Annotated in this window: 25 protein-coding genes; 13 read left to right on the forward strand and 12 right to left on the reverse strand. The window is 71.8% G+C overall.

Annotation, left to right across the window (positions count from 1 at the left end; all coding sequences use genetic code 11):
* Positions 1 to 48 precede the first annotated feature (48 nt).
* Positions 49 to 480 (reverse strand): hypothetical protein, encoded by a 432-nt coding sequence (locus tag HDA43_RS01360; protein WP_179817914.1) that lies wholly within the window; start codon positions 478 to 480, stop codon positions 49 to 51.
* 613 nt (positions 481 to 1,093) lie between these two features.
* Between HDA43_RS01360 and HDA43_RS01365 the strand changes: the two genes are divergently transcribed.
* From HDA43_RS01365 to HDA43_RS35690, 3 genes are all read left to right on the forward strand, one after another.
* Positions 1,094 to 1,558 carry a hypothetical protein gene (locus HDA43_RS01365; RefSeq protein ID WP_218911551.1) on the forward strand — a complete coding sequence of 155 codons (465 nt, stop codon included), beginning with the start codon at positions 1,094 to 1,096 and terminating at the stop codon, positions 1,556 to 1,558.
* 196 nt (positions 1,559 to 1,754) lie between these two features.
* Positions 1,755 to 3,167, forward strand: coding sequence for an Ig-like domain-containing protein (locus HDA43_RS01370; protein ID WP_179817915.1), 1,413 nt, complete (start codon positions 1,755 to 1,757; stop codon positions 3,165 to 3,167).
* Positions 3,168 to 3,677: 510 nt separating this feature from the next.
* On the forward strand, positions 3,678 to 3,803 hold the full coding sequence (locus HDA43_RS35690) for a hypothetical protein (RefSeq protein ID WP_281395008.1): 126 nt from the start codon (positions 3,678 to 3,680) through the stop codon (positions 3,801 to 3,803).
* A 141-nt stretch (positions 3,804 to 3,944) separates the two neighbouring features.
* On the opposite strand, the gene HDA43_RS01375 is transcribed toward HDA43_RS35690, so the two are convergent.
* The gene (locus HDA43_RS01375; RefSeq protein WP_179817916.1) at positions 3,945 to 4,364 is read right to left on the reverse strand and encodes a winged helix-turn-helix transcriptional regulator; all 420 of its coding nucleotides are present in this window, start codon (positions 4,362 to 4,364) and stop codon (positions 3,945 to 3,947) included.
* Positions 4,365 to 4,452: 88 nt separating this feature from the next.
* Between HDA43_RS01375 and HDA43_RS01380 the strand changes: the two genes are divergently transcribed.
* Both HDA43_RS01380 and HDA43_RS01385 read left to right on the forward strand, forming a co-directional pair.
* Positions 4,453 to 5,271: an NAD(P)H-binding protein gene (locus HDA43_RS01380; RefSeq protein ID WP_179817917.1), complete on the forward strand. Its 819-nt coding sequence runs from the start codon at positions 4,453 to 4,455 to the stop codon at positions 5,269 to 5,271.
* Between the two features lie 333 nt (positions 5,272 to 5,604).
* Positions 5,605 to 5,880: a hypothetical protein gene (locus HDA43_RS01385; RefSeq protein ID WP_179817918.1), complete on the forward strand. Its 276-nt coding sequence runs from the start codon at positions 5,605 to 5,607 to the stop codon at positions 5,878 to 5,880.
* Between the two features lie 357 nt (positions 5,881 to 6,237).
* Here HDA43_RS01385 and HDA43_RS01390 read toward each other — a convergent pair whose 3' ends face one another.
* Positions 6,238 to 7,020 carry a TetR/AcrR family transcriptional regulator gene (locus HDA43_RS01390; RefSeq protein ID WP_218911552.1) on the reverse strand — a complete coding sequence of 261 codons (783 nt, stop codon included), beginning with the start codon at positions 7,018 to 7,020 and terminating at the stop codon, positions 6,238 to 6,240.
* Between the two features lie 12 nt (positions 7,021 to 7,032).
* Here HDA43_RS01390 and HDA43_RS01395 point away from each other — a divergent pair, with 12 nt between their 5' ends.
* Positions 7,033 to 7,392, forward strand: a complete 360-nt coding sequence (locus tag HDA43_RS01395; RefSeq protein ID WP_179817919.1) for a hypothetical protein — start codon at positions 7,033 to 7,035, stop codon at positions 7,390 to 7,392.
* A gap of 406 nt (positions 7,393 to 7,798) precedes the next feature.
* Here the strand turns inward: HDA43_RS01395 and HDA43_RS01400 are convergent, their stop codons facing one another.
* Positions 7,799 to 8,407, reverse strand: a complete 609-nt coding sequence (locus HDA43_RS01400) for a TetR/AcrR family transcriptional regulator (RefSeq protein ID WP_179817920.1) — start codon at positions 8,405 to 8,407, stop codon at positions 7,799 to 7,801.
* Between the two features lie 122 nt (positions 8,408 to 8,529).
* Between HDA43_RS01400 and HDA43_RS01405 the strand changes: the two genes are divergently transcribed.
* The 3 genes from HDA43_RS01405 to HDA43_RS01415 all read left to right on the forward strand — a co-directional run bounded on the left by HDA43_RS01405 (position 8,530) and on the right by HDA43_RS01415 (position 11,306).
* Positions 8,530 to 8,751, forward strand: coding sequence for a hypothetical protein (locus HDA43_RS01405; protein ID WP_179817921.1), 222 nt, complete (start codon positions 8,530 to 8,532; stop codon positions 8,749 to 8,751).
* Positions 8,752 to 8,804: 53 nt separating this feature from the next.
* Complete coding sequence (locus HDA43_RS01410; RefSeq protein WP_246424054.1) at positions 8,805 to 10,313, forward strand: carboxylesterase/lipase family protein; 1,509 nt, start codon at positions 8,805 to 8,807, stop codon at positions 10,311 to 10,313.
* A 330-nt stretch (positions 10,314 to 10,643) separates the two neighbouring features.
* Positions 10,644 to 11,306, forward strand: coding sequence for a recombinase family protein (locus HDA43_RS01415; RefSeq protein ID WP_179817923.1), 663 nt, complete (start codon positions 10,644 to 10,646; stop codon positions 11,304 to 11,306).
* Positions 11,307 to 11,326: 20 nt separating this feature from the next.
* On the opposite strand, the gene HDA43_RS01420 is transcribed toward HDA43_RS01415, so the two are convergent.
* The 3 genes from HDA43_RS01420 to HDA43_RS01430 form a co-directional block, all read right to left on the reverse strand.
* Positions 11,327 to 12,379, reverse strand: a complete 1,053-nt coding sequence (locus HDA43_RS01420) for a Tn3 family transposase (RefSeq protein WP_179817924.1) — start codon at positions 12,377 to 12,379, stop codon at positions 11,327 to 11,329.
* Between the two features lie 455 nt (positions 12,380 to 12,834).
* Positions 12,835 to 14,049 carry an acyl-CoA dehydrogenase family protein gene (locus tag HDA43_RS01425; protein WP_179817925.1) on the reverse strand — a complete coding sequence of 405 codons (1,215 nt, stop codon included), beginning with the start codon at positions 14,047 to 14,049 and terminating at the stop codon, positions 12,835 to 12,837.
* A 127-nt stretch (positions 14,050 to 14,176) separates the two neighbouring features.
* The gene (locus tag HDA43_RS01430) at positions 14,177 to 15,394 is read right to left on the reverse strand and encodes an MFS transporter (protein WP_218911553.1); all 1,218 of its coding nucleotides are present in this window, start codon (positions 15,392 to 15,394) and stop codon (positions 14,177 to 14,179) included.
* A gap of 85 nt (positions 15,395 to 15,479) precedes the next feature.
* Between HDA43_RS01430 and HDA43_RS01435 the strand changes: the two genes are divergently transcribed.
* Positions 15,480 to 16,139, forward strand: a complete 660-nt coding sequence (locus tag HDA43_RS01435) for a TetR/AcrR family transcriptional regulator (protein ID WP_179817926.1) — start codon at positions 15,480 to 15,482, stop codon at positions 16,137 to 16,139.
* Between the two features lie 10 nt (positions 16,140 to 16,149).
* Here HDA43_RS01435 and HDA43_RS01440 read toward each other — a convergent pair whose 3' ends face one another.
* Together HDA43_RS01440 and HDA43_RS01445 are read right to left on the reverse strand one after the other, a co-directional pair.
* Positions 16,150 to 16,830 carry a DUF305 domain-containing protein gene (locus HDA43_RS01440; RefSeq protein ID WP_179817927.1) on the reverse strand — a complete coding sequence of 227 codons (681 nt, stop codon included), beginning with the start codon at positions 16,828 to 16,830 and terminating at the stop codon, positions 16,150 to 16,152.
* An 86-nt stretch (positions 16,831 to 16,916) separates the two neighbouring features.
* Positions 16,917 to 17,441, reverse strand: a complete 525-nt coding sequence (locus HDA43_RS01445; protein WP_179817684.1) for a hypothetical protein — start codon at positions 17,439 to 17,441, stop codon at positions 16,917 to 16,919.
* Between the two features lie 183 nt (positions 17,442 to 17,624).
* Here HDA43_RS01445 and HDA43_RS01450 point away from each other — a divergent pair, with 183 nt between their 5' ends.
* Positions 17,625 to 17,918, forward strand: a complete 294-nt coding sequence (locus HDA43_RS01450; RefSeq protein ID WP_218911554.1) for a CPBP family glutamic-type intramembrane protease — start codon at positions 17,625 to 17,627, stop codon at positions 17,916 to 17,918.
* 107 nt (positions 17,919 to 18,025) lie between these two features.
* Here HDA43_RS01450 and HDA43_RS01455 read toward each other — a convergent pair whose 3' ends face one another.
* Positions 18,026 to 19,000 carry a glucosyl-3-phosphoglycerate synthase gene (locus HDA43_RS01455; protein WP_179817928.1) on the reverse strand — a complete coding sequence of 325 codons (975 nt, stop codon included), beginning with the start codon at positions 18,998 to 19,000 and terminating at the stop codon, positions 18,026 to 18,028.
* 150 nt (positions 19,001 to 19,150) lie between these two features.
* On the opposite strand from HDA43_RS01455, the gene HDA43_RS01460 reads away from it, so the two are divergent.
* Positions 19,151 to 21,700: a CHAT domain-containing protein gene (locus HDA43_RS01460; protein WP_179817929.1), complete on the forward strand. Its 2,550-nt coding sequence runs from the start codon at positions 19,151 to 19,153 to the stop codon at positions 21,698 to 21,700.
* Between the two features lie 103 nt (positions 21,701 to 21,803).
* Here the strand turns inward: HDA43_RS01460 and HDA43_RS01465 are convergent, their stop codons facing one another.
* On the reverse strand, positions 21,804 to 23,240 hold the full coding sequence (locus HDA43_RS01465) for a helix-turn-helix domain-containing protein (RefSeq protein ID WP_179822601.1): 1,437 nt from the start codon (positions 23,238 to 23,240) through the stop codon (positions 21,804 to 21,806).
* A 272-nt stretch (positions 23,241 to 23,512) separates the two neighbouring features.
* On the opposite strand from HDA43_RS01465, the gene aceA reads away from it, so the two are divergent.
* Positions 23,513 to 24,802 (forward strand): isocitrate lyase, encoded by a 1,290-nt coding sequence (gene aceA, locus HDA43_RS01470; RefSeq protein WP_179817930.1) that lies wholly within the window; start codon positions 23,513 to 23,515, stop codon positions 24,800 to 24,802.
* Between the two features lie 144 nt (positions 24,803 to 24,946).
* Here the strand turns inward: aceA and HDA43_RS01475 are convergent, their stop codons facing one another.
* A complete protein-coding gene (locus tag HDA43_RS01475) occupies positions 24,947 to 26,413 on the reverse strand; it encodes an MFS transporter (RefSeq protein WP_179817931.1) in 1,467 nt (488 codons plus the stop codon).
* Between the last annotated feature and the right edge of the window lie 8 nt (positions 26,414 to 26,421).

A 26,421-nucleotide genomic window follows, 5' to 3' on the forward strand; every position in this document is an offset into this window, starting at 1 on the left:
CAGGCCCGACAGCCTCAGATCTGCCCGGACCTGAGGCTGTCCGCCTGTCTACGTGCTGATCACTGGGCGCGTCCCCACTGGCCTTCCTGAGCATCCGGCTGCCGCGGAGCGCCAATCCCAGAGAGGGTCGCGACGGAAGCGTTCCAGGACCTCTTCGTACTCGATCAGCTCACCGAAGTTCGTGTCCAGCAATCCCGACACTCCCTGGAGCAACTCACCCAGGAGGTCGCGGATACAGGAAACCCCGGAATACTCGAGCAGGATCGCCTGGAACTCGCCGATCCTGTGGCGGATTCCGTCCACTTCCCCTTCACTGAATTCGTCCAGGACATCCCCGGACGTGTCCACACCGAAGCCGCACTCCCCTCGGTCGAGTCGATCGAGGATCAGTCCCTCGTCATGGATACCGGCTTGCCGAAGCCGGGTCACGATCCGCTTGTGATCCTCCGGAGGGCCGAGGAGGACGATGGTGGGCCTCATGAATCCTCCTGTCATGACGGGCACATGATTCCAGGTTCGGCTGCGAGGTCACCATGCCCGGCAGGACATTCCTGTCGCGCGCAACCATGAATCGGCCTGCCCAAGGAACTTCCCGGCCTCAGCCGCGTCGGCGTCACCGCCACGTCCTGCTTCACCTCCGGCACCGGGTGGCCAGGACGCTCTTCGAGGGACCCGGGCCCCTGACGATCCGCCCCGCGCCGCGGCCGTCGGCTGACCACCTGACGGCACGGATCGGCTCACAGGCACCCTGTACACGGTCACCCGCTCCGCCACCGCGTGTGTCGCGTGACGGGTGGGGTAGGAGTGACGATCATCCGCCGAGTCCGCGCACGTCCGGAAAGGAGAGACCGAGATGGCAGACCGGATCACCGACCCGTGGGGACCCCGCACGCCGTACGGTCCCCCGTCCGCCGCCGGGCGGCTCGCCGCGTCGCTCCCCGGGCGGCACAGCCCCTGGCCGGTACCGTACGGCGAGCGCGGGCGACCATATGGCGCGGGCAGGTGACCATACGGCGGGCGCGGGCGCGCATGCGGCGGGAGCCGGCGGACACACGGGGCGGGCCGATCCGACCCGACGAGACACCGAGGAGGCGTGACCATGCATCTGGCGCACTACCTGGGGATGCTGCACCGCTCCCTGAACGAGCTGGCCGGCGCCTTCAGCGAGGTCGGCCGGAGCCACGCGGGCGAGCCGGACGTCCACCACATCTGCGAACGGCTGGCCGACCAGTGCGTGGAGCACTCCCGGAGGCTGGAGCCGTTCGTCGGACGCTACTCCGAGGAGGCGTCCGACGAGCCCGAGCGGCTGCACTCCACGCTGTTCTCAGGCACCCGCGCCGGCGGTCTGGGCCTGCTGCGGGACCTGCACGACCTGTACCTCATGGCCGCCGAGTGCGACATCTGCTGGACGCTGATCGGACAGGCCGCCCAGGGCGCCCGGGACGAGGAACTGCTCGGCACGGTCAACGCCTGCGAGCAGGAGACCTCCACCCAGATGCTGTGGTTGCGCACCCGGATGAAGCAGGCCGCGCCCCAGGCCCTGGTCGTCGCCTCCTGACGGAGCGGGTCCCGGCGGCGGCCCCGCGGACCGGCGGCGGAAGATCGCCGTGCCCGGTTCGCGGGGCCGCCGCCGGGATCCTGAGCACGACACGAAGATCACTCGTTCGCCACCAAGGGTGATCTAAAGAACCCGCACAGTAACATCCCCGTGAAGTTGATCTACGAAGGCATCCTTCACGCAGGGGAGAAATTCAGTGTTGAGGTCACATCACCCGAGATCCGCGCTCACCGTGCTGGCCTGCGCCCTGTCGGTTCTGCCGGCCTCGGCCGGGGCGCGGGTCGCGGCCGACGCGGGCGCGCACACCGCCACCGCGCCGCAGGCCGCCACGCGAGCCGCCGCGCCCTGCCTCCAGCAGGGGCAGGCGACCTACCCCGTCAGCTACTACTGGAAGAACGCGCTCGGCATGAGGCTGGGCAGCGGAACGGTCTCGGTCGACACCTCCCCGCCGCTGTGGGGCGGGCGGATCACACCGGGCGGCACCTTCACCCTCACGGTCACGCACCGCACGGCCCAGTGGCCGCTGCTGGTGAGGACCTACACCACCACGTGGGACCTGTCGTCCCTCCTGGCCAACGCCGACATCGTCAGCCAGTCGGGGACCGGGACCATCGGCGGCAACACCCTGACGATCACCTCGCCGGGCACCAAGACCGATCCGGTGGCCAAGGTCATCACCTTCCGGGTCAAGCAGGGCACCGTCGGCAACAGCATGACCATCCGGCCGACCGGGATCAGCAGCGTCCTCGCCGCCCCCGGCCAACTCGGCGGCAACACCCCCGCCCCGCCGATCCAGATCGCCGGCGGGCAGTCCATCGCCCCCACCACGGCCGTCGACGACACCGCCACCACCGCGCCGGGCACGGCCGTCAACGTGCCCGTCCTGGCCAACGACACCGCCACCGCACCGACGATCAGCGGCGTCACCAAGCCCGCCAACGGCACCGCGACCATCTCCGGCGGCAACGTGGTCTACACGCCCGACCCCGGCTTCAGCGGCACCGACACCTTCACCTACACCGTCACCACCGACTGCGGGACCAGCACCGCCAAGGTCACCGTCACCGTCCCCTGCAACTGGAAACCGGTCAGCCTGGTCAACGGAAGCTTCGAGGCACCACCCGTGGCCACGATCGACTACTCCATCCCCGACGCCTCCACCAACCCGGCCGTCGGCTGGCAGACCACCGCCACCGACCGCAAGCTGGAGTTCTGGCGCGGCGGCGCGAGCGGGGTCCCGGCGGCCGACGGACAGCAGTTCGCCGAACTCAACGCCAACGAGGTCTCCACGCTCTACCAGGACCTGCCCACCGTGCCGGGTACGCCGATGACCTGGTCGCTCTACCACCGTGGCCGCCTCGGCACCGACGTGATGCGGGTGCTCGTCGGCCCGCCGGGCGCGACCGTGGCGCAGACCCCCACCGGCGCCTCCTCCCCCGACATCTCCGACGACAACACCGCCTGGCGCCGCTACACCGGGACGTACATCGTCCCTCCGGGGCAGACCACCACCCGGTTCGCCTTCGAGTCGGTGTCGGCCACGGGCGGCAGCCCCGCGCTCGGCAACTTCCTGGACGGCGTGACGTTCAGCACGCCGCCCTGCCCGTGAACCGCCACGGGCGCCGGCCGCCGAGCCGTAAGCGCTCAGATACCTGACCATCGACACAGGGGCCCGGCGACGACGGCACGCGCCGCCGGGTCCCCCGGTGATCACACGGCACGCCGGCCTCGCGTGCGACCCCGGTCATCGGGCCATCGCACTGGAGCGTCGCCGTACCGGTATCCCCTGCCGCTCGTCGGCATGAGCCGGTGCCGGTCGTTCTGTGGTGAAGATCAAAATGAGCCGGTAGGGTGCGGCGAATGCCGACATCGCGTGGCGTCCGCGCAGCACTCGCCCTCGTGCTGGTGGGAAGCGCCGTCGTGGCCGGTGCGCCGGAGGCGGCCGAGACGTCCATGTGCAGCATCGGGGGCTTCGGCTCCATATCGATGACGTGCTACGACTCCGAGGGGCGCCGGGACACGGAGCTGGGGGCGACGATCCGGGCGCGGGCGCTCAGCCCGGCCCAGGCCCGCGCGCGGCGAGAAGGAGTACGGCCGGAACCTGCGCTACGACGGCCCGGTGGGCCGGCCCTCCTACCTGGCCCTGCTTCGGGCCACCGCCGACTCCCTGGAGACCGGGAGACCGATCCGCGGCTGGCGTCCCGCGGTGCGGAAGGGCGAGCTGGACTGGAAGCAGGCGCGGTGACGGGAAGGAGTCTCACCGATGCGGCCGGTGAGGCCCTCCGGCTTCCGTCAACCGGCCTGGCCGGCCACCGGTCCTGAGCACCCGCCGCATCGGCCGGCGCCGCCCCCACGAGTAGCCGATGTACGGCGACAGCGGCCCTCGTCAGCGGATGTCATGGTCGGGGTGGGTCTGGTCGTATGCGTGCCGCGCCTCGGCGATGACGGCGCGGTGGGCGAGTGACCAGTCGGCGAGCGCCTTGACCAGGTGGGTCAGATCGGCCCCGGTCCCGGTCAGGCGGTAGTCGACCTGGGCCGGAACGGTCGGGTACACGGTGCGCAGCACGAGGCCGTCACGTTCGAGCCTGCGCACGGTGAGGGTGAGCATGCGCTGGGAGATGCCGTCGATGGCGCGTTGCAGCTCGCGGAACCGGCGCGGCCCGCTCGCGAGTTCAACGATCACGAGCACCGACCATTTGTCGCCGATGCGGTCCAGGACATCGCGAATGCCGCAGTCGGGGTGGTTTGCGCGTCCGCAGGGGTCGAGGGCGGCGGGGGCGGTTACCCCGGTGTGCGTGGGTGACATCGAACTGCCTTCTTGTGGCCGGTGGGCGTTGCGATCGAGGATCAAGCTTAGTTACCGATGAGAACCACGACGGAAGACTGTGATTGACATGATCCTGGTGACGGGAGCGAACGGGAACCTGGGCTCGGCCACCCTTGCCGCGCTGCGTGCCCGCGGCATCGCCGCGACGGGTGGAAGCCGCACGCCGGGCGAGGGGATGCGGCGTCTCGACTTCGATGACCACGCGGGTCTCGATCTCGCCGGGGTGTCGACCCTGGTGCTGATCTCCGCCGGTTACGCCGAGGACGACCAGGTCATCGAGCGGCACGCGGCGGTCCTGGACGCCTCCGTCCTCGACGGCGTCGGCCATGTCGTCTACACGAGCCTGACCACGGCCGGCGACCATCTCGGTTTCGCGGCGGCGCACCGTGCCACCGAACGCCTTGTGCGGGCGAGCGGACTGCCGTGGACGATCCTGCGCAACGGCCTGTACGCCGAACTCTTCGGCGGTCTGCTGATGTGGGCCGAAGACGGTGTGGAGTCCCCGTTCGGGGACGGCGCCCTGGCGGCGGTCGCGCGGGAGGACCTCGCCGATGCCGCGGCGATCGTCGCGGCGAGTCCGGCGGGACACAGTGGACGCGTCTACGACCTCGTCGGTACGCCGATCACGGCGGGTCAGGTGGCCGACCGGCTCGGGGTCCCGCACCGCGCCATCGGCCTGGGCGAGTACCGGCGCAGGCTCCTGGAGGCGCCGGGGCTCCTGCCGTTCCAGCCGCCCATGCTCGCCTCGATCGCCACGGGCATCCGGCACGGCTTCCTGGACGGCACCGCTCCCGCCCTCACGGACCTTCTCGGCCGCCCGGCCCGCGACCCGCTGGCCGCAGCCGTCGCGGTCGCCTCCGCCACGCGCCCGAAAGCACACGTCTGACAGCCGTACCGCGCGCCGAGCAGCGAGACGAGTCCTCCCGGCGACCTTCTCCTCCGGGCCGTGGATCGGCGGCACCGGCGGTGCCGAGGTCCCGGGGGCCGGAGTCCGGGAGGGCTGAGGCGGGGGCGGGAGAACTCACGACGGTCGCTCCCGGGCCGGGCGATCGGTCCGTGCCGGCGGGACACGGGCGTTGATCGGACCCAGGAACTGACCCGGAGGGTCCTCGTCTCGACCTCTGCGGTCCGATGGTTCGATGAGGTTTCCCACGACTCGATCACCAAACTGAGCCGAGAAGATCTGGACCGCATCGTCCTGATCCCCGGCCGAGGTGCGATGAGACTGGCCGACTGGGTCGTCACCCGTGTCGTCTCCGTCGCGGCCCATGGGCTGGACGTCGCGTTGACCCTGAAGCGGACGCCATGGACCTCGCCCTCCGCGCTGCACGTCACGCGACCGGTTTTCACCGCGCTGCTCGGCACAGGGATTCCAGCCGCCTTGAACTGGGATGATCAAGCATTTCTGGCCGCGGCGACCGGTCGCCGGGCCTTGACAGGGGACGAGCGGATCCTGCTCGGCCCCCAAGCGGAACACTTCCCGCTTCTGTCCTGATCTTCGTCGCGCCCCCTGGTCACAGTGCGTGACGACCCCTGGCGAGCGAGGTCTCCGCGCTCCGCCAAAAGGTCCTCTGATGCCGACGGCCGCTCAGGTAGGGCCGGGAACAACACCGCGACCTCGTCTTATCGGGCCTCCCGCCCCCGCTGGAGCACGCCTTGACGATCATCAGGTTGCGCACCGCGTTCCAGGTGGGCCCTCCGCTCCCGAACGTGTCCCCAGCCGCCAGGTAGCGGGGTGAGACATCACGATTGCGGTTCGTGATCGTTTCAGGTGGGTGCCTGCGGGTCGTGTAAGGCCGGCGATGCTCCGGTGTCTAACAACAGTGACGGCATATAGACGCCATGACTGTCGTCACGGAGCTGACGATGTCGGGGAATGGATGCGCGATTCCAGTCCGGCCAGAAGTGTCTGGAGTCCGAACTCGAACGGGTCCCCGGGCGGGGTTATGGCGGCGGAGTCGACGCGGACCCGCAGCCGGGGGAGGGTCTGGGCGATCGCGAGCATCTCAGCGGTGATCCCTTGGAGCTCTTTGTCGGCGTCGGCGCCGTTTCGTCGTAGATGCGCCTGCCAGGCTGCCTGTGCCGCCTGGCCCTGCGCGGCACCGATCACGAACATGAGCACGGTAGCGGCTGCCTGGTCGGCCTCGGCTTGGGTGAAGCCCGCCGACTCATAGATCGTCAGGGATTGTTCGTCGAAGTGGGCCTTGTTGGGGCCGTAGATGAGGTGCGTACTCATCGCCGGGATCAACCAGTAGTGCCGCACGACCATGGCATACGCTCCACGCGCCAGCGACGCGGCGGCTTCCCGCCACCCGACTGTGGCGGTGTCGGGCAGCGGGATCTCGCCGAACGCGTGGTCGGCGGCGAGAACTACCAGCTTGTCCTTGCTCTTGACGTGGTAGTACATCGCCGATGCGGCCGACCCGAGGTGTGCGCCCAGACGGCGGATGTTCAGCCCGTTCACGCCTTCGGCGTCGAGTACCTCGACGGCTGCCCGGACGATCTGCTCCTTGGTCAGCATGTCGCCCTGCAGTTCCTGCTGGCCCTGACGTACCTGGTCGTTCCGCTGGCCGGCCATAGGTACGGCGCCGCCGCTCAGAAAGAAGCCGATGCAGAGATTCACCGACAGGGCCACAGCCCCGCCGTATTGACCAAGCACGGCCTCGACTTCACCGCCAGCACCACCAGCGTGACGGCGTCCGTGGCGATCGCCGCGGGTCTGGCGACGCTTGCCGTGCTGAATCTGTTCGATCAGCCAATGCTCACCTGGATCCTTCAGCCCATCCTGCTGATCGCCGGCGGCTTCGTCACCGCCTCCCAGGTTTTCGTCGTCCGCTATGTGGAGGCTGCCTTGCGCAAGTCCGGCACCGCCGACATCGACGCCAAGTCGCTGATTGGGGCGGCGAAGGCGGCGTTCCCCGGCTGGTTCCATCCGCTCGTCCTGGCGCGCTTCCTCCTCACGACCGCGGGCTCGCTGGTCATCCTGCTCTTGCTTGCTGTTTCCTGACCGGGGGGCTGAGGGCCCCCGGCTGGCGAGTAGGGGGTTGAGCAGCAACCGAACCGTCAGTGGCGTTAGTGAGCCGTCGGCGCGGACTCACCGTATTCGGCGGCGGGTGCCGCGTAGTTCTCCGCGATGCTGGCCCAGCCAGCCCTGCGGTGAGGCGGTCCGTGTCCGTCGCCGCAGAGGTGACGTCGATGTGATCGCTGCTTTCCCGTCCGACCATCTGCGCGCAGGCGGTGTCAGGCCAGCGAGCAATACCGCCGTCGCACCGTTGGTCCAGTGGGCAACGATCGCCTGCGCGCACAGTGATGGCCAGGACAACCCGAGCGCCGCACCGGCCGGGCGGCTGACGCTCCTCGCCCGGCCGCCGCCGCAAGGCGGGTGGCGGGCACGGACAGGTTCGGGGAGGTGGTCATGCAGGGGTCGGGGTGAAGACGCGGGCGAGCTGATGGTCGATCATCGCGACGGCCTCGTCGGCCGTCCGTTGCCCCAGCAGGACGCTCGACTGCAGCCCCTCGGCGCCAGCCACCAGGAAGGCGGCCTCGGCCGCGGCGTCGACGCGCCGGGGCACCTGACCGGTGTCCTGGCCTTGCGTGATCAGGCCGGCGACCAGGTCCTCCAGCGCGCGTGGCGCGTCGCGGGCGACCCCGGCCAGGTCGGGGTCGGTCAGGAAACGGACGAAGTAGGCGGCGTACACCAGGTGCCGGGTGCGCCGTTCCTCGTCCACGGGGAGCAGTTCGAGCAGCACTCCCCGCACGATCGCGTGCATGCCGGGTGTCTCACCGAGCAGGGCGAGGCGTTCGCGGGCCCGGTGCTCGGCATCGTCGTTGAGGATCTTCAGCGCGCCGAGCAACAGGTCGGTGCGGGTGCCGAAGTAGTACTGCAGCAGCCGGGCGGAGACCTGGGCCTCGGCGGCGACCTGTCTCAGGGTGACCTCTTCCAGGCCGCCGCCGACGGCCAGGCGCCAGACGGCTTCGGCGATCTGGCGGCGGCGCCGATCATGGTCGGCCTGTCTCGGCATGCCGGTCGCCTCCTGCGGTTCTTTTGTGGTGCGATCGCACCACAAGGCTGTTATGGTTCGATCGAACCATAACAGGTGGGGGGCGTGTCCATGCCCTTCGAGAGCGATGGGGGACAGGCCATATGAAGCACGTCACCGTGCTGATCGTCGGCATGCTGCTGCTGGCGCTGGGAGCACAGGGCGCCATCCGGCTGCTGGCCGACCACGGCAACGCCGGGCTGCTCGCCTGGCTGCCGGGCGGATTCGCGGTACGGCTCACGCTCTACGCGACGGCCGCCGTCGCCGGAGCCCTTCTGGCCGGCTGGGGCGGCAAGCAGACCAAGCGGAACGGACGCGGGCGATGACCGGCCACGCGCGAGCGGCCGCCGGGGTCCTCACCGCGCTGGCCTGCGCAGCGATGCTCGCGGCGAACGCTCTGCCTGCTCATGCCGGCGACAGCTCAGCCCTCGTGGCCGTGACGGAGTCGGGCAAGGTACGTGGCACGGATCAGGACGGGATCCGACGCTTCCGCGGCCTCCCGTACGCTGCTCCGCCCGTCGGGGAGCAGCGCTGGCAGCCGCCTCAGCCGGCGAGATCCTGGACCGGCACCCGCGACGCGACGAAAGCGGGACCGGCGTGCCTGCAGCCGCAAGCGCCTGACATGCCCAAGGGCACCCCGCAGAGCGAAGATTGCCTGACCCTGGAGGTGACCACGCCAGCCCGGCCAGGCAAGGGACGGCCGGTCATGGTCTGGGTGCCCGGCGGCGGTTTCATCACCGGCACCGGCTCGATATACGACCCGGCCCGGCTGATCAGGGCCGGAGACATCGTGGTCGTGACGGTCAACTACCGGCTCGGCGTGTTCGGTTTCTTCGCCCACCCCGAGCTCGGCGAAGCCAGCAACTTCGGCCTGCAGGACCAGGTGGCGGCGCTGCGCTGGGTGCGCGCCAACATCGCCGCGTTCGGCGGTGATCCCGGCAAGGTCACTCTCGCCGGAGCCTCGGCCGGCGCGATGAGCACCTGCACCCTCATGACCTCACCGGCCGCCCGGGGGCTGTTCCACCGGGCGATCATCCAAAGCGGTTCGTGCCGCACCAGCCACCCGGCCGGCGCGATGGGCGAGGGCATGCCCGCGATCTCCTCCTGGCACCCGATCGACGCGATCCGAGGCGCCGGCCAGGCTCTGGCTGGGCAGCTGGACTGCGCCGACGTGGCCTGCCTGCGCCGCAAGAGCGCCGAGGAGCTGCTGCCGTACACTGCCCAGTTCCCGCTGCTCGCCTACGGCACCAGCTTCGTCCCGCAAGAGCCGGCCAAGGTCTTCGCCGCGGGCAAGCAGATGGCCATACCGCTGCTGCAGGGCAACGCCCGCGACGAGCATGTCGAGTTCACCCTGGGCCTCTACCCGCAAGGCATCACCACCCGCCAGTACCCGACCATGCTCAAGACCGCCTTTGCCTCGGCCGCGCCACAGGTCGAACGACGCTACCCGGCGCGGCGCTTCACCTCTCCCACCGCGGCGGCCAGCCGCGTGTTCAGCGACAGCGGTTGGATCTGTCCCTCCTGGAAGTCGGGCCGTGAGCATGCGAGAAAGGCGTCCACCTACGCCTACGTCTTCGCCGACCCGTCGGCACCCACGCCCAGCGGCAGCCCTCTGCCCGCGCACGTCCGGCCCGCAACCGCGCACGGAGCCGAGACCTTCTACCTGTTCGACTTCCCCGACGGCCCAGGGCTCAGCGCGGCGCAGCGGCGCCTGGCCGACCGGCTCGTGGGTTACTGGGCCAGGTTCGTCCGGACCGGTGACCCCAACGGGGCGGGCAGTACGAGATGGCCCCGTCTGGATGCCGCCGACCGTGCGCTCAAGCTCGCTCCGGACACGGTACGACCGATCAACATGAACAGCGCCTACCATTGCGGCCTCTGGTTCTGACGCGGCTGAACCGTCCACGAGAAGCCTCAGTGTGGCGGTCCCGAGATTGACGCGATCTCGGAAGGGCACTCTCCAGGTGTGACTGCCGAGATTGCGCAACCCGGTCCTCCGCTCCCGAGCGCGGCCCCACCCCAAAGCAGGAATTGATCTTCAGGTGGCGCCCTCGCGAGGTGTCGGGATTAGATGGTTTCCCGACAGGGTGTTCACCAAGCCCTGAGAAGCGGACATCAGTGGACGAAACGCCCCGCCAGAGGGCTGATTTTGAGCGCCGATTGACGACAGTATTTTCCGACAGATAGAACAGGGCTCCGTCCTTCCAGAGGAGCGCCGGTGCGGATCGTCTACTCCCGCTCGTCCACCGCGACCCAGTCCTTGCTTCGGCAGCGGCACATCCTCACCGAGGCCGGGCTGCTGGTCCGGACCGAGGGCGTCGCCGAGGGATTCCACCCGGCCGAAGGGGTCCTGCTGTTCGAGGACCCGGCGACCACATCCAAGATCCCCGCGCTGGAGCGGCCTGCGTTCGCCCGGGTCGCCGCCGCTGCGCACCCCGGCGACACCCTCACGGTGTCGGAGTTGTTCCGGCTCTGCCGCGACCTGGTCGACATCCACGCCGTCCGCGAGTGGTGCCAGGCCCGCGGCGTGGTGCTGCGGGTCCTGTCCGGGCCGCTGTCCAACTTCCACGATCTGGCCGCCAACGACGCGACGACCGCCCTGATCATCAACGTGATCACGGCTGTCGGGCAGTTCCAGCGCGACCTGCAGAACGAGCTGACCGCCGAGGGGATCGCCGCGGCGGAGGCCGAAGGCCGCTACCGCGGCCGGCCGCCTGTGCTGACCGGCGCCCGCCTCGGAGAGGTGCGGGCGGCGTACCAGGAACAGGGCGCCTCGATCGCGGCTCTCGCACGCGCCCACGGGGTGAGCCGGGCCGCCATCCGGACCGCTCTGGCCGATCTGCTGCCCCACCAGAGCGTCCCGTCCCCTCGATCAGCCTGACCGAAGGGACGGGAAAGGGATCAGGCCGCGAGGCCGAGATCGAGGCGGCGGTCCATGTCGATGTCGATCGTCCCGTGCAGGTTGGCGTTGGACCAGAACAAGGGTGAAAGACCTCGCTTGTCGGCATCGGTCATCTTCTCCTGCCAGGCCGGATCCTTCAGCACGGACTGGACGAGCAGAGTGTTGATGAACACCAGTGCGGACTGCAACGGGTGCAGACTCAGCATGGAGACCTCCTGGTGCTCCTTGTCGCTGCCGGGCAGGGTACCTGCGCTGCCGTAGAACAGGTCGGTGTTGGCCGAATTCCAGTTCTCCACGACCTGCAGGCCCTCGTGGATCTCGCGGCGCAGCTCTTGGGCGGCGATGTACTCGGCGACGAAGATGCTCTTGACCGCCTTGCCGAGTTCCTCGATGGCCCGGTAGGTGGGGTGTTTGGGGCCGCCGCGAGTGAAACGGCGCAGCACTTGTTCGGCCTCGGCCGTTCCGAGCCGCAGGGCGGTGGCGTACTTGACCATCTGGTCGTACTGCTGGGCGATGATCTTCCAGTCGATCGGCTTGTCGGACACCATGCCGCTCAAGCTGGAAGGGACCGGATCGTCGACATCGGCTTTCACAAGCTTCTGCCGGGCGATCTTCTTCATCCGTGGCAGAAGCTTGAACCCCAGCAGATAGGAGAAGGCGAACCCGACCACGGATTGGCCATGACTATCGGTGTACTGGCGGTCGATGGTGGCGTCGGTGCAGTGCCGCAGCACGTCCTCATCCGCCCGGGTCGGCTCCCGAAACCCCAGCGCCTCCCGCACCTGCGCCCGGTGCCGCTCGATCGACCGGCCCGACCAGTCGTACTCCGCCAGCAACGCCGGATCGACCTTCACCTGCCCCGCCATGTAGTCGACAGCGGCCTTGGGCAGCTCACCCACGTGCCGGGGGAACCGGCCCTCCTGCTCGAAGAACTTCAGCAACAGGCCGAACCCCAGACGAGTCGCCCCCGTCTTGTTCCCCACCAGATCCCAGTCACCGTCCAGCAGCGTCCACGCCGCGATCAGCGCCTCAGGCTCCCACTCCCGACGCACCCGAACCCGCCCTCCACCCGACCGTCTCCGACACGAACACGATCAAGCAGAAACCGCACCTAACCAGCCGCATTCACCCCACCAAAACGATCACGAACCGCAATCGTTACCTCTCACTCCGCTACCTGGCGGTTGGGGACACGTTCGGGAGCGGAGGGCCAGGTGGGGGCGTCGGCGAAGAAGGCCGTCCGGACAGCGCAGGCATCGCCCTCGCCCGAGGCCACCAAGGATGCCGACTCGGCGGAATGACCAGCACGGCGCCAACCCACACCAAGGCTCCGTCAGCCTCACGCCGCCGGGGTCTTTTCACATCCCTGCATCCTCGCCCTGAGCGGCGCGTTCGTTCATCCCTTGGTGGCGTGCCCACCCGCCGCCCCGGGCACGCCGCCGCCGCTCCATGGCGAGGGCCGGCCTCGCCATGGGGAGCGGCGGGGCCGGCCCGGTGTCATGCGAGGTCAGCGGACAGGCAGGCCGGTGACGGCGCGGCCGATGATGAGGCGCTGGATCTCGCTGGTGCCCTCGAAGATGGTGAAGATCTTGGCGTCGCGGTGGAAGCGCTCGACCGGGTGCTCGCGGGTGTAGCCGGCGCCGCCGAGGATCTGGATGGCCTGCTCGGTCACCCAGACGGCGGCCTCGCTGGCCACGAGCTTGCACATCGACCCCTCGGCCTGGCCGAAGGCGCGGTCGTTGCGGGCCATCCAGGCCGCGCGCCAGGTCATCAGGCGGGCGATGTCGACGCGGGTGGCCATGTCGGCGAGCCGGAACGCGATCGCCTGGTTCTCGCCGATCTTCCGGCCGAACTGCTCGCGCTCGCGGGCGTAGTCGCGGGCGTACTCGTACGCCGCGCGGGCGATGCCCACGGCCATCGCCGCCACCACCGGGCGGGTGGTCTCGAAGGTCCGCATCGCGCCCTGCTCGCCGGCCCGGCCGCCGGAGCGGACCCGCGCCAGCCGGGCCTCCAGCTTCTCCCGGCCGCCGACCAGGCACGAGCCCGGCACCCGGACGTCCTCCAGGACGACCTCGGCGGTGTGGGAGGCGCGGATGCCGTGCTTCTTGAACTTCTGGCCCATCGACAGGCCGGGCGTGCCGGGCGGCACGATGAAGGACGCCTGGCCCCGGGTGCCCAGCGCCGGGTCCACCGAGGCGACGACGACGTGGACGTTGGCGATGCCGCCGTTGGTGACCCAGGTCTTGACGCCGTTGAGGACCCAGTCGTCGCCGTCGGGGACGGCGCGGGTGCGGATGGCGCCGACGTCGGAGCCGGCGTCGGGCTCGGAGGCGCAGAACGCGCCGACCTTGACGTCGTCGGGGGTGCCGAACATCTGCGGCAGCCACTCCCCCACCTGTTCGGGGGTGCCGCCGGAGGCCAGGGACGCGGCGGCCAGGCCGGTGCCGGCGATGGACAGGCCGATGCCGGCGTCGCCCCAGAACAGCTCCTCGAACGCGGCGATCAGGCCGAGGCCGCTGGGCTCGAACCACTGCTGGGCGAAGAAGTCGAGCGAGTACAGGCCGATCCGGGCGGCCTCCTGGATGACGGGCCAGGGCGTCTCCTCGCGCTCGTCCCATTCGGCCCCGGCGGGGCGGACGACCGTGCGGGCGAACTCCCGCACCCAGTCGCGCACCTCCCGCACGTCGTCACCCAGCTCCGGGCAGAAGCCGGTCTCGCTCATCGTGATCAACCCCTTTCGCGCGCTGCCCACCGTAACGGCTCACCCCGCCGTCCGGTAGATCAGGCCGTACGGCGGGCCGGACGGTCGTCGGCGCGGCGGTCCCGCGGGCGCGGGAGCCGCGGCGGCGTCATGCGCGGCCGGTGCGGGCGGCGGCGGCCAGGGCGAGGACGCCGAGGAGGAGCAGGGCTGCCGTGCCGTACATCAGGAGGCCGAACCCGCCGCCGGCGAAGGCGGTGGCGAGCTGCGGGCCGAGGCTCCCGCCGAGGAAGAGGGCGAAGGTGAACAGGGACAGGGCGGTGCCGCGGGCGCCGCCGGCGATCGCGCCGATGCTCTCGTTGACCGCGGGGGTGCCGGCGGCGATGCCGAAGACGTAGAGGGCGAGCAGCAGGGCGAGTCCGGTCACGCCCGGTCCGGTGGCCCCGGCGGTGGCGAGCGCTAGGGCGGCCACCGCGAGCAGCGCCGTCGCGCGCCGGGGGGCGGGGACGCGGGCCAGCACGGGGGTCAGCAGCGGGACGGCCAGCATGAACGGCAGTCCGCTGATCCGCAGGGCCAGCAGGGCCTGCGGGGAGCCTGCGATCTCGGCGGGGCCGGCGAGCTGCAGGCCGGTGTAGACGGCGACGAACGTGGTCAGGATGGTGACGGTGCCGGCGTAGCGGAGCAGCAGCGCGGGGGTGGCCAGCAGGGACGGGATCGCGCGGTAGGCGGAGGCGAGGGAGCCGGTGGCCGTACGCGGCGGGTCGGGCAGCATGACGGCGCGGGCGGCGACGGCGGTGACCGCGAACACCGCGGCCGACAGCAGGAACACCCCGCGCCAGCCGATCGCCCCGGCCAGCGCCTGGGCGGCGACCTGGAGCAGCACCGCGGCGGCGAGGAAGGCGCTGGTGATGGTGGCCAGCGACAGCGTACGGCGGTGCGGGGCGACGCGTTCGCCGAGGTAGGCCATGGCCGCCGGGGGGAAGATCGAGACCGCGACGCCCTGCAGCACGCGGAGCCCGATCGCCGCGCCGGCTCCCGGCGCGACGGTGACGAGGGCGGTGGTGGCCGCGGCGGCCAGCAGGCCGGCGAGGATCAGCCGCCTGCGGCCGTACCGGTCGGAGAGCGGGCCGAAGAGCAGGAAGCCGGCGGCGTAGCCCACGCCGAACGCGGTGACGAGCCAGGTGAGGCTCGCCTGGGCGGCGCCCCAGCCGGTGGCCATGCCGTGCAGCAGGGGGATCACCACGTACAGCTGGCCGCTGGACAGCACGGCGGCGAGGGAGAAGACGGCGAGGGTGGGCCCGAGGGGGGCGAATCCGCCGGAGCGGGGGGCCGCGGCCCGGGTGGCCGGGGCCGGCGGGGAGATCGTCATGGCGAGACCGTAGCCAACCAACCGGTTGGAAGTCAACCAACCAGTTGGATAGCGCTCCGGCGGACGGTCCCGTACACTTCGGCGCATGTCGAAGGAATCCACCAGGGGCGCCCTCCTGTCCGCCGCCCGCGCCGAGTTCGCCGCCCACGGCATCGCCGGGGCCCGGGTCGACCGCATCGCCGAGCGCGCCGGGGTCAACAAGGAGCGCATCTACGGCTACTTCGGCAGCAAGGAGAAGCTCTTCGACCAGGTCATGATCACCGTGCTGGACGAGCTGACCGCGGCGGTCGCCATGCCGGGCGACGACCCGGTCGAGTACGTCGCCAAGATCTACGACTACTACCGCACCCACCCGGAGCTGACCCGCCTGCTGATGTGGGAGTCGCTGCACTACCGCGACGGCGAGCTGGAGGGGCAGGAGCACCGGGTCGCCAGGTGCGCCAGGAAGGCCGAGTCGCTCGCCGCCGGGCTCGGCCGCGAGCCGTCCCAGGAGACGGCGCGCACCATGATGACGCTGATCGGGCTGGCCGGCTGGCCGGTGGTCATGTCACGGCTCGGCCGGGTCATCCTCGGCGACGAGGCGGCGACCGAGGAGGGGCGGCTGCAGATGCGCGAGCATCTCGTCGCCTTCGCCCGGGCCGCCCTGGGCGGGGAGCCGGACGGCGCCCGCCCGATCTCGGGCGGGCGGCCGAGCGGGGCCACGGAGGGGGACGCGAACGGTCCCCGCCCGGACGGCCCCGCCTAGGACGGCCGGCTCACAGCCGGTCGAGGAGCTTCCGCATCTGCTTGATCTCGGCCTGCTGGGCGGCGATGATGTCGGCCGCGAGCTTCTTGGCGGCGGGGTCGGCGCCCTGTGCCTGCTCGGTCTCGGCCATGCCGACCGCGCCCTCGTGGTGAGCGATCATCATCTTCGCGAACATCCGGTCGAACTCGGCGCCCTTGGCCGCCTTGAGGTCGGCCATCTCCTTGTCGCTCATCATGCCGGGCATGTCGTGTCCCATGTGGCCGCCGTCGGGCATCTCGGGCGCGCCCCAGGCCTTGAGCCAGCCGGTCATGGTGGCGATCTCCGGGTCCTGCGCTCCCTTGATCTTCGCGGCCAGCTCCTTCACCTCCGGGTCGGCGGCCCGGGTCTCGGCGAGCTCGGACATCGCGACGGCCTGCCGGTGGTGCGGGATCATCATCTGGGCGAACATCACGTCGGCGGCGTTGGAGCCGGTCGCCGGCGAGGTGCTCTCGGCGGGTGAGGCGCTCGCGGCGGGCGCGGGCGCACCGCTCGTCATGCCGGTCATACCGGTCATGCCGGCGTTGCCCGGCTGGGCGCTCGTCGCGTCGCCCCCGCCGCCGCAGGCGGTGAGGAGTGTGAGGGCGCCGGCCCCCGCGGTGACGGCGAGGGCGAGCCTGCGCAGGGCGGGGCGGGTGAGGTGGTGCGTGGACATCTTCGCGTTCTCTTTTCGTTCCGTCGGGTCTGCGAACCGGTCGTCCGCGGGCGCGCTTCAACCGCCGCCCGCGGTGGACGGCCGGCCTATATGCGGAGGACCGACAGACGTGCGAGACGCAGGGCCGTCCTCGGCGGGGGCGGCCGGGCGACGAGCGGCGCCGGCCGTACGCCGGCGGGCCGCGCCTCCCGGCTCCGCCGCGTCCACGCCCACGCCGCTCCGGCGAGGATCAGCACGAGCGAGGTGAGCACGGCCAGGCAGACGGAGGACGGGTCGGAGGATGGAAGGGTGCCGCCGGGGCCGGAGAGCGAGCCCCGGGGGTCCGGCGTCAGGTGGGACGCCGCACCGGCGCCGGACCGCCCGTGATCACCGGGCAGCGCCTCCGGCGCACCGTGACCGCGGCCGTGTACGGCGACGGCGGCTTCGCCTGTTCCGGGCATACCGCGGTCGTGTACGGCGACGGCGGCTTCGTCCGTGCCGGGCATGCCGTCGTGCCGCCCGCCGTGGTCGAGGTGCCCGAGCGTGTGCATCCCGGCGATGCCGAGGACCAGGGCGACGAGGAGCAGCCAGCGGTACGCCGGAAGGGCCGGTCGGCGGGTCGGGCCGTCCATCTCCCCTCCCCCACGTTCGCGCTCCGCCCGTCGCACGGGCCTTCCCCTCAGAAAAGCATATGGCGGCCCGGAGCCGGTCCCGCCGCGGGCACGGCCGTACCGGACCGCGGACGATCCCGCACCGCCGGTAGGCCCGGGGTCCGAGGTGCCGGGGGCCGGGCCGGGACGCCGGACGGTCACGGGTTGCTGCTGCTCGCCACGGCTCCGCTGATCGTCGCGCTCTGCGCCGGCTGCTACGGCCTGCTCACCGGCGATGCCCGGTTCACCGGCCCGGAGACGCTGAGCAGTCCGTTCGCGCTGATCGTGGCCGCGCAGCTGATCGTGGCCGCGCAGCTGATCGGCGCGTGCGCCGAGGAGATCGGCTGGCGCCGCCTGCTGCAGCCGCTGCTGCGCCGCCGGTTCGGCCCGCTGACGGCGCCGATCGTGGTGGGACTGCTGTGGGCGTGGAAGGCACCGGCTGGAATCCGCCTCCGATGAGATCGAAGAGGGCGCCGGCAGCGGGTGGGATCCTCGCCGACGAGGGGTTCTGGCGGGAGTTGGTCTGGGCCTGGCTGGAGCCGTGGCCGCAGGCGTTCGAGGGAGGGTCAGCCGGTGGCGTGGGAACGCCGGCCGGGGACGGTGACCATCGGGGGACGCTCGGCCACGGCCGTGTCGCGGACGGTCGCCCGGTGTCCCCCGGCTCCTCCGGCTCCCCCGGCCCCGCGGCGGAACTGCACCAGCCGGGGGGACGGCTCGTGCAGGGGGATCATCTTGTTCTGGCGCTCCAGCCGGGACCAGCAGGTTTGCAGGATCTGGGCGGCCATGCCGCCGAGCGCCTCGGTGGACTGGTGGGAGTGGACCCGGCGGCCCAGGTCCACCTGGGCCAGGGCGTCGAGCCCGGCGAGCTCCAGCAGGTCGACCAGCAGGGCCAGCTCCACGCCGTAGCCGGTGACGAACGGGACGCGCTCCAGCGCGGAACGCCGCCCGGCGTACTCCCCCGCCAGGGGCTGGACGAACCCGGCGAGCATCGGCCAGTGCAGGTTGAGCAGCGGGCGGGCGACGAGCTCGGTGACGCGCCCGCCGCCGCCCTGGACGTCCCGCAGCGGCCGGTCGTAGCAGCCCTTGACGTAGACCACGCCCGGGTCGGCGAGCAGCGGGCCGAGCAGCCCGGTCACGAACGAGGTCCGGAACTCGCGCAGGTCGGCGTCGACGAAGACCAGCAGGTCGCCGGAGGTCGCGGCGAGCGACTTCCACAACGCCTCCCCCTTGCCGTCCAGCGGCTTGAGGTCGGGGAGGACCTCGTCCTGCGCCACCACCCTGGCGCCGGCCCGGGCGGCGCGCGCGGCGGTGTCGTCCACCGAGCGGGAGTCGACGACCACGAGCTCGTCCACGAGGGGGGCCGCCTCCATCAGGTCGCGCCGGATCACGGCGACGATGTCCCCGACCGTCTCGGCCTCGTCGCGCGCGGGCAGCACGACGCTGACGGTCGCGTCGCCCTTGGCCTCCAGCAGCCACGACAGCGGCCAGTCCTCCGACGATGAGGTGCGTCTCCGCAGCCATGCCTCCACTTCAGGCAGCACAGCCCACCCTTCTCATCATCGGCGACCTACGGCTATCACCATATGCGTCGATAATCATGGACGAGTATCGGGGAACACCTCCTGTCTTCTGTGCTCCCCGCAGGTGGGAGGATCTGCACTGACCGGAGGGAAAGGGGCACCATGGACCCGGTGGCCGTGATGAAGGCGGCACGCATCGTCCGTGACGAGCTTGACCGGCTGCTGGGCGGGTCTTCCGGGGAACTGCGCGGGCGACTCGATCCGCTGCTGGCCGAGGAGGGCCGGCAGGCCCCCGGGCCGCTGGCCGACGCCATCGTGATGCTGATCGTCCAGTACGGTCCCGTCTGGGAACGGTTCAGCGAGCTGATGGCCGCGGGCGACGTGGACGGCGTGAACAGCGTGGAGGGCGGCGGACCCGCCGGTCCCGGCGCGCCGCACGGGGCCGCCCCCGCCCTCCCGGCCGCCCCCGGCGCACCGCACAGTGCCGCCCCCGCGCTTCCGGCCGCTCCCGGCGCGCCGTTCCCCGGATCCCCGAACCCGCCGATGCCCCCCGGTTCCGCCGGCCCCGGGACGCCGTTTCCCGGCCCCCCGAACCCGCCGACGCCGTTTCCCGGTTCTCCGATTCCCGGTTCTCCGAACCCGCCGATGCCTCCCGGCGCGGCGGGCCCCGACGCGCCGCCGCCCGGCCAGACCGGGCCGAACCCGCCGCTCCCCGCGCCCGTCGGCCCGCCGCTGATCGCGGATCCGGTGGACGTGAACCCGCCGGTCATCGGCCAGGTGGAGCCGGAGCCGCCGGCCGGGCCCTCCGCTGAGCCGGGCTCCCCGGAGTGGGGGTTCCCCGGCCAGGACGGGCCGATCGGCACGCCGCCCGAGCAGGCCGGACCGATCGGCGCGCCGCCCGCGTGGGGCGGGCCGATGGATGTGCCATCCGGTCCGGCCGGGCCCGAGTGGCCGCCGGCCGGTCAGGCCGCACCGCCGCCCCCGCCGCCCGGATCCGAGTGGCCGATGCCCGGTCAGGCCGCACCGCCGCCCGTGTCCGGGTGGACGTCGCCGGGTCAGGCCGCACCGCCGCCCCCGCCGCCCGTGCCCGTGTGGCCGCCGTCCGGGCAGACCGGGCCGTCCGCACCCGACGGGCCGGCCGGCGCGCTGCCCCCGCAGACGGGCCCGGCCGGCTCGCCCCCGGCGCGGACCGGGCCCGAGTGGCCGCCGCCCGGACTGCTGGGCTCCACGCGGACCGAGGAGGACCAGGCCACCACGTCCGTACGGCGGGACGGTACGGAGGAGCCGCAGCCCGCCCGTCCCGCGCAGGGAGGCAAGGGTCCCTCGGTGCTCGGCCGGCTGACCGGCGCCTTCCGCAGGCGGCGCCCCGAGTCCGCCCCCTCCGGCCCGGCGTGGGCCGGGTTCCCGCTGATCCAGGTGACCGGCGAGGTGGTCGCCGGGACGGAGACACGGGTGGAGGTCGGCGTGGTGCCCGGCGAACCCGGCGTGGCCACCGGAGCCCCGCCCGGGAACCCGGCCGCGGGTCCGGGCGCCGCCCCGGCGGCGCCGTACAGCGGTGAGCCGTTCGACCTGGACGTCCAGCTCGTCGCCGAGGGGTTCGAGGCGCCCGGCGGCTGGCGGGTGCGGCTGCGCGTCGATCCGGCGACGCCGTACCCGAGGACGGCGGTGCGCCTGGTGGCGCTCCCGCAGGAGCAGCCGGTCACCGCGCGGCAGATCCAGGTGGTCCACTCGGTGCGCGGACAGGTGACCGGGTTCGGGGTGCGCGCGCTCGCCGTTGTCGGCGCCCCCGGCACGCTCCCCCAGGAGGGTGACGCGCAGCCGGTCGCCGGCACCCGGGTCCGGACGGGGAGCGACGCCGACCCGCCGGACGTCACGGCGGTCGTCGTGCACGGCGACCAGCCGGGACGGCTGTGGTGGACCTACCACTCGCCGCACTTCCTCACCCCCGACCGGGCGGAGGTCTGCGAGCTGGGCACGCGGATCTCGGAGTTCGGGCGGCACCTGGCGGAGCAGGCCGGCAGCCTCGACGACATGGGACGCCGGATCACCGCGCGGATCCCGCGGGGCTTCTGGGAACTGCTGCACGCGGTGGCGGCCCGGGTGGCCCCGCGCCGCCCGAACGTGCTGATCGTCTCCCAGGAGACGCACGTCCCCTGGGAGCTGGCCGCGCTGGAGCACCCGTTCGACCCGTCGGTGCCGCCGTTCCTGAACTGCCAGGCGGTGGCCGGCCGCTGGCCGCTGGGCGGGCGGCGCCCGGAGCTGCCGCCGCCGGCGCGGGCGGCCGGGCGGAGCATGGCGGTGGTCTACGGCGGCGCCGAGCCCCACCCGCTGACCGGCGCGTACGGCGCCGCCCGGATCAACCCCGTGCTGAGCGAGGTGCTGGCCCTGCTGTCCCAGCCCACGGACATGGTGCACTTCACCGCCGGAGGTTCGGCGGCCGAGGCGCTGGGCCGGGGCATGGGCGGCGCGCCGTTCGTCTTCCTGGAGGAGCCGGACGACTGCCAGGCGTTCCTGCTGGCGGGCGCGAGCGCGGTGGTCGCCCCGCTCTGGCCGGTCGGCGACGACGGCCTGCCGCAGGAGTTCTACCGGCGCTGCCTGGCCGGGGAGCCCCCGGCGGAGGTGTTGCGCTCCCTGCGCTGCCAGGCCCCGGCCACCGCGACGGCCTACCGGTTCTTCGGCCACCCGTCGCTGACGCTGTCGCCCGGCGGGCCGCCCGCGTGACGGGCCGCCCCGGCGGACCGCGTGACACGCCGTGCCCGCCGGGACGCCGCGGCCCCGCCCGGCCGGGTGGCCTCGCGCCGGCCGGAGGACGGGGCGGCGCGGGTCAGTCGAGGGCGTGGCGCTCCAGGAAGGTGTAGACGTCGGCCTCGTCCACCCCGGGGAAGGAGCCCGGGGGCAGCGCCGCCAGGACGTGGGAGTTGCCCCGGGCGGAGGGCCAGGCGTAGCCCTCCCAGCGGCGGGCCAGCTCGACCGGCGGACGGCGGCAGCAGTCGCCGGTGGGGCAGCCGGAGCGGGTCCGGTTGGTGGTCTCCCGCCCGCGGAACCAGCGCGACTCCCGGTACGGCACGCCGAGGGTGATCGCGAAGTTCCGCTCGCGGCTCGGATCGACGTGCGCGACGCAGAAGTAGGTGCCGGTGGGCGAGTCGGAGTACTGGTAGAAGACCGAGAACCGGTCCGGTGAGAGGAAGACCTGCCGGCCCGACCACTGCTGGCACATCCGCTGGCCCTCGATCGCGCCCTGCTCGTCGGCGGGGAAGACGATGCCGTCGTTCTCGTAGGCCTTGTAGATGATGCCGCCGGCGTCGTTGCGGACGAAGTGGCAGACCAGGTCCAGGTGGTGGGTGGCGAGGTTGGTGAAGCGGTGCGCGGCCATCTCGTAGGAGACGGCGTAGACGTCGCGCAGGTCCTCCACGCTCAGCGCCCGGTCCTGCTTGGCCTCCCGCAGGTACGGCACGGCCGTGGCCTCGGGCACCAGCACGGCCGCGGCGAAGTAGTTGGCCTCGGTGCGCTGGCGCAGGAAGTCGGCGAAGTCGCGCGGCTTGTGGTGGCCGAGGGCGAGGTGGCCGAGGGTCTGCAGCAGGATGGTGCGCGGCGTGTGCATGCCGAGCTGCTCGTGCTTGACGTAGATGCGCCGGTTGCGCAGGTCGGTGATGGAGCGCACCGAGCGCGGCAGGTCCTGGACGGTCTGCACGGTGTAGCCGAAGTGCGTGACCAGGGCCTGGACGGTGCTCTGCGACAGCGCGCCGGCGCGGTAGCCGACGGCCGACAGCGCCTCGGCCGCGGCCTTCTCGATCTCCTCGAAGTAGTTGCCCAGCTCGCGCTGCGTACGGCGCAGCTCGGCGTTGGCGGCGCGCGCCTCCTCGGGGGTGGCGGTGCCCTTGGCCTGGCGTGAGCGCAGCTCGCCGTACAGGCCGAGGATGTGCTCCAGCACGTCGTTGGGGACGCGGGCGGAGACCTTGAGCCTGGCCAGGCCGAGCCCGGCGTAGACCGGGTCGCGCTGCGCCTCCTCCAGCGCCATCTCCAGCTGCGCCCGCCTGCTGGGCGCCTGACGGCGCAGCAGCTCCTCCACCGGCACGTTCAACGCGGCGGCCAGCGACTTCAGCAGCGACAGCTTCGGCTCGCGCTTGCCGTTCTCCAGCAGGGACAGCTGGCTGGGGGCGCGGCCGACGCGCTCGCCGAGGTCGGCGAGGGTCAGGCCCCGCTGCTTGCGCAGGTGGCGGAGACGCTGGCCGAACGCGATGAGGTCCAGCTCCTGCGTCAAGGTCAGCGGTTCTTCACCCACCAGTGATCCCATGCTCCGATGCTAGACGAAATTTCAACGGATATTTCCGTACAGCGAGGACAGCTGTGACCCTCGTTGCGCGATTGGTCTAGTCCATAGCGCAAACTGTACGGTTCTTCTGCTCTGAATACCGGCTGGTATTCGCTCTGTGGGAAAAAATGACGTTCTTTCGCCAACTTCGGCCTTGTTCGCCCGTTTCGCCCCGACTCACACTCAGACCAAGGCACCCAGGGGACGACAAGGAGTGAAAAATGATCGATCGCCTCAAGGGAGCCGCAGAGGAACTGCGGCGCGAGTGGGAGAACGACCCCCGCTGGAAGGGCACCGAGCGGGCCTACACCGCCGAGGATGTGATCCGGCTACGGGGGTCGGTCCAGGAGGAGCACACCCTGGCCCGGCTCGGCGCCGAACGGCTGTGGAGCCTGCTCCACTCCGAGGACTACGTGCACGCCCTGGGCGCGCTCACCGGCAACCAGGCGGTGCAGCAGGTCAAGGCCGGTCTGAAGGCGATCTACCTGTCCGGCTGGCAGGTCGCCGCCGACGCCAACCTGGGCGGGCAGACCTACCCCGACCAGAGCCTCTACCCGGCGAACTCGGTCCCGGCGGTGGTGCGGCGCATCAACAACGCGCTGCTGCGCGCCGACCAGATCACCTGGTCGGAGGGCGACGGGAACGCGCCGCACTGGCTGGCCCCGATCGTGGCCGACGCCGAGGCCGGCTTCGGCGGCGTGCTCAACGCCTTCGAGCTGATGAAGGGCATGATCGCCGCCGGCGCGGCGGGCGTGCACTGGGAGGACCAGCTCGCCTCCGAGAAGAAGTGCGGCCACCTCGGCGGCAAGGTGCTCATCCCGACGAGCCAGCACATCAAGACCCTCAACGCGGCCCGTCTGGCGGCCGACGTCTGCGGGGTCCCGTCCCTGATCATCGCGCGGACCGACGCCCAGGCCGCGACGCTGCTGACCACGGACGTCGACCCCCGCGACCAGGTCTTCACCACCGGCGAGCGCACCGCCGAGGGCTTCTACCGGGTCCGCAACGGCGTGGACGCCTGCGTCGCCCGCGGCCTGGCCTACGCCCCCTACGCCGACCTGCTGTGGATGGAGACCTCCACGCCGGACCTGGACGTGGCCCGCGAGTTCGCCGAGGCGATCAGGGCGCGCTACCCGGACCAGATGCTGGCCTACAACTGCTCGCCGTCCTTCAACTGGAAGAAGCACCTGGACGACTCCACGATCGCCAAGTTCCAGCGGGAGCTGGGCCACATGGGGTACAAGTTCCAGTTCATCACGCTGGCGGGATTCCACTCGCTCAACCACTCGATGTTCGACCTGGCCCACGGCTACGCCGAGGAGGGCATGAGCGCCTACGTCCGGCTGCAGGAGGCCGAGTTCGCCTCCGAGGCGCGTGGCTACACCGCCACCCGCCACCAGCGGGAGGTCGGCACCGGATACTTCGACCTGGTCAGCACGGCCATCGCGCCGGACTCCTCGACCACGGCCCTGCGGGGCTCCACCGAGGAGGAGCAGTTCGAGGCTCACTGACCCGCGAGGACACGCGCCGGCGGCGGTGACCGCGGGCGCCGGCGCGGTCCCGGGCCGGGAAGCGGTGACGGAACGGCTCGGCGCCGGACAGGGCGAGGAGGGGCCCGCCGGTCAGACGACCGGCGGGCCCCTTCTCTGACGCTGTCAGCCGGTGAGGCGCAGGTCGGCGTCCGGGTCGGGGACGGCCCGGGACGCGACCTCGGCGCCCCGGGCACGCGGACCGGGGAGCCTGAGGGCGGCCAGGACGGCCGTCAGCATGACGGCGCCCAGAACGTAGACGGCGGTGCGCATCCCCCCGGTGGAGGCGGTGCGCAGGGCCTGCCCGGACAGCCTCTCGATGCCGTGGTTGGCGACGGCCACGAGGATCGCCAGACCCGCTGCGGTTCCCACTTGCAGCGCGGTGGAGGCCACCCCGGAGGTCAGGCCCTGTTCGTCCGCCGAGACGCCGGCGCCGGCGGCGATCCACATGGCCTCGTAGGTGATGCCCATGCCCAGACCGATGACGACGACCCCGGCCAGGACGGTGAGGACGGATCCGTCCGCGTGCATGCCGGGGGCCAGGAGCGCAGCGCCCACGGCGTTGGCGACGATGCCGGTGATCAGCGTGCTCCGGGTGCCGAAGCGGTGGATCAGCCGCTCGCTGAGGAAGTTGCCGACCGTGATCGACAGGGTCGGGCCGAGGAATGCCAGCCCGGTCTCCAGGGCGCTGAAGTCAAGGACGTTCTGGAAGTACAGGGTCAGGAAGTACGGCACGGCCTGCATCGTCAGCCCGAAGACGAGGATGACCACGACCGCTCCGCTGAACGCACGGTTGCGGAACAGCCGCAGCGGCATCAACGGCGTCCGGCTGCGGGCCTGGACACGCGGGAACGCGGCCAGCAGGACCGCCGCGAGAACGGCCGCGGTGATCACCTCGGCCCGTGCCCAGCCGACCTCGGAGCCGTGCGCGATCGTAAAGATCAACAGTGTGACGCCTGCGGTGCCGGTCAGGGTTCCGGGGACGTCGATGCTTCCTCTGGTGACGCGGCCGTCCGGGGGCAGCAGGGCGAAGGCGGCGACGGCACCCGCGGCGGCCAGCGGGACGTTGACGTAGAACACGGCCTGCCAGCCCAGCGTCTGGGTGAGCACCCCGCCGGCCAGCGCGCCCACCGTGAGCCCGCCGGCGCCCGCCATGGCCCAGACCGTCAGCGCACGGTTGCGCTCCCTGCCTTCGGCGAAGGCCGTGTTGACCAGGGCCAGCACGGCGGGGAACAGCACCGCGCCGGCGAGGCCCTGCAAGGCGCGCGCGGCGAGCAGCACCGCCGGCGCCGTGGCCAGGCCGCCCAGCACGGAGGCCACGCCGTACAGCGCCATGCCGAGCACGAACATCCGCCGGCGTCCCATCAGGTCAGACAGCCTGCCGCCGACCAGCAGGAAGCCTCCGTAGAGGACGGCGTACGCGGTGACCACCCACTGCAGGGTGTGCGGGGTGAAGCCGACCTCGGCGGCGATGTCGGGCAGGGCCACATAGATGATGGTGAAGTCGAGACTGATGATCAAGTGCCCGAGCGCGAGCAGCGCGAGGCTCCATCCCGGCCGTCGACCGCGGGCCGGGGACTGAGTTGTGGACATGGGTGTGC

The organism is Streptosporangium sandarakinum (assembly GCF_013409935.1).
Classification (GTDB): Bacteria; Actinomycetota; Actinomycetes; order Streptosporangiales; family Streptosporangiaceae; genus Streptosporangium; species Streptosporangium nondiastaticum.

Coding starts and splice junctions, on each gene's coding strand:
- HDA43_RS01375 (WP_179817916.1), bottom strand. CDS start 4,364: ATGTCACCCACGCACACCGGGGTAACCGCCCCCGCCGCCCTCGACCCC.
- HDA43_RS01405 (WP_179817921.1), top strand. CDS start 8,530: ATGAAGCACGTCACCGTGCTGATCGTCGGCATGCTGCTGCTGGCGCTG.
- aceA (WP_179817930.1), top strand. CDS start 23,513: ATGATCGATCGCCTCAAGGGAGCCGCAGAGGAACTGCGGCGCGAGTGG.
- HDA43_RS01425 (WP_179817925.1), bottom strand. CDS start 14,049: ATGAGCGAGACCGGCTTCTGCCCGGAGCTGGGTGACGACGTGCGGGAG.
- HDA43_RS01385 (WP_179817918.1), top strand. CDS start 5,605: ATGAGACTGGCCGACTGGGTCGTCACCCGTGTCGTCTCCGTCGCGGCC.
- HDA43_RS01410 (WP_246424054.1), top strand. CDS start 8,805: ATGCTCGCGGCGAACGCTCTGCCTGCTCATGCCGGCGACAGCTCAGCC.
- HDA43_RS01430 (WP_218911553.1), bottom strand. CDS start 15,394: ATGACGATCTCCCCGCCGGCCCCGGCCACCCGGGCCGCGGCCCCCCGC.
- HDA43_RS01475 (WP_179817931.1), bottom strand. CDS start 26,413: ATGTCCACAACTCAGTCCCCGGCCCGCGGTCGACGGCCGGGATGGAGC.
- HDA43_RS01440 (WP_179817927.1), bottom strand. CDS start 16,830: ATGTCCACGCACCACCTCACCCGCCCCGCCCTGCGCAGGCTCGCCCTC.
- HDA43_RS01445 (WP_179817684.1), bottom strand. CDS start 17,441: ATGGACGGCCCGACCCGCCGACCGGCCCTTCCGGCGTACCGCTGGCTG.
- HDA43_RS01360 (WP_179817914.1), bottom strand. CDS start 480: ATGAGGCCCACCATCGTCCTCCTCGGCCCTCCGGAGGATCACAAGCGG.
- HDA43_RS01400 (WP_179817920.1), bottom strand. CDS start 8,407: ATGCCGAGACAGGCCGACCATGATCGGCGCCGCCGCCAGATCGCCGAA.
- HDA43_RS01435 (WP_179817926.1), top strand. CDS start 15,480: ATGTCGAAGGAATCCACCAGGGGCGCCCTCCTGTCCGCCGCCCGCGCC.
- HDA43_RS01380 (WP_179817917.1), top strand. CDS start 4,453: ATGATCCTGGTGACGGGAGCGAACGGGAACCTGGGCTCGGCCACCCTT.